Here is a 1,801-nt window from a genome sequence, read left to right as displayed (position 1 = left end):
CTGGGAAGCCTGGGGCGAAGGCCGCCTCCCCGGGTGCGGTGTCGGCGTCGGGCGGCGAGGGGAGGACCGCTGCGCCTGGCCCCGTGCTGCACGCGGCAGACGGGGGTCGCACCTGGCGCACGGTCTCTCGCGCTTGTGATGCGGAGCTGGGTTCGGAATGCGCGCCGGATGTCTCTTTGTCTCTGCTCTCGACCGCGCTGCGCACGGGGGGGGCGCCGATGTACCCATTGGCCCACGTCGGCATCTTCGCCGTGCAGATGTCGGCCACGGCCTGGATGCGCGCGGCGGAGGGACAAGACCCGCTGACGGCGCAGGCCTTCGTGCCGGATCAGATCGCCCAGGCAGAACCGAGGCGCTTGTTGGAAGGGCTGGTGTCTCATCCGGGATCGCAGCTGCTCGAAGCCTCCGGGCAGGTCAATCCCATGCGCCTGCGCATGACCGCACCACGAACGTGGGCGGCGCGCGTGCCCATGGGCTACGTGGTGCTGGGAGACCCGGCCATGCGCGTCTATGCGCGGAACGCCCCGCTGGTGGGGGAGAAGGTCGACATCGGCGGGGGCACGTTGTCGTGGCAGACCCGCTATGTGAACGTGAAGTCGTACTTCACGAACGAGCTGTCTTCGCTGGCCCTCGACGCGGCGCCCCGGCTCGAGCAGAAGAAGGCGTTCTGGGGAAAGCGCGCGGTCGAGGCAGAGAACGGTCATGGCGAAGAGGACAAGGGGTACTGGTTCTTCACCGGAACATACAAGGGGGGCGTCAAGCCGTTTCGCATCTTCGGCCAGGAGGCCGTGGGGCAGTGGCTGCAGGCCAACGAGAACGAGCTCGGCCAGGTGCTCGATGCGAAGCTGGGCCGCTATCGGCTGCTCGGCATAGGGTCGGTGGGGATCTACCTGAACTTCGGCGGCAGCAACGTCAATCTCTATCACGCGCTGCTGGGCACGCAGAAGACCGAGACCGATCGCTACAGCGGCGTGCTGTTCGAGGCCAGCACCCAGGTTCCAGGGCTCGAGCTGCAGCTCGGCGATGGGTTCGTCTTCAAGTTCACCGACTACATGACCGTGGGCAACGAGGCCATCTCGGTTCTGGTGCGCTACACCAGCAAGCTCTATTTCCGCTTCCGCCTGCACAGCGACGTGGTTCCCAAGAGCCTCAAGTTCTACATCGTTCCGCCCATCCTGAGCCTCACGCCCAAGGGCATCGATCTCGAGCACTTTCCCGCCGATGGGGGGCGCCCCCTCATTCTCAACGGTGCGTGCGCATTCGTCCTCGAGCTCGGTCTGGCCAGCGTTCTCTCGCTCAACGCCGATTGCGCCACCCGGTGGTTCTACCAGGGCCTTGAGAGCTGGGGGCTGTCGGGCACGTCTGATGTGAGCGTGAGCGTGTGGATCATCAATGTGAAGCTCATGGAGGCGCTGGCCGAGCTGAACTTCGGTCGGCGTCTGTTCCTCATTCAGGCGAAGAGCGTCATTGCGAAGTATTCGCCCCTGGCCGTCTCGAGCATCGGTTTCGCCCTGCAGCTGGGCAAAGCCGTGTTCGAGCGCTCGAAGAGCAACACGTGGGACAACTACCTGCTCAAGTTCTCGGTGACCGCGAAGTTCGTCTGGGTGCTTGAGGTGCCCATCACCATCTGGGTGTGGGCCAATGGCGAGATCTCGGTGAGCTTCAAGGGCGCCGATCCCATCAACGTCGATCCGAACTCGAACGAGTTCAAGGGCGACCTCTGGCTGTACGGCATCAAGACCCGCGCCACGTACACGCTGAAGCGGTCGAGCGACGGCACCAGCACCGAGATGTTCGCGGT

1 protein-coding gene is annotated in these 1,801 nt (G+C 64.9%); it reads left to right on the top strand.

The features are described from left to right. Positions 1-83: 83 nt before the first annotated feature. The coding region (locus tag EB084_24705; GenBank protein NDD31465.1) for a hypothetical protein at positions 84-1,801 on the top strand (1,718 nt) is incomplete at its 3' end.

Source organism: Pseudomonadota bacterium (assembly GCA_010028905.1).
Lineage (GTDB): Bacteria > Vulcanimicrobiota > Xenobia > RGZZ01 > RGZZ01 > RGZZ01.
The sequence above is the reverse complement of the archived record's forward strand: the minus strand, read 5'-3'. Positions and strand labels throughout refer to the sequence as shown.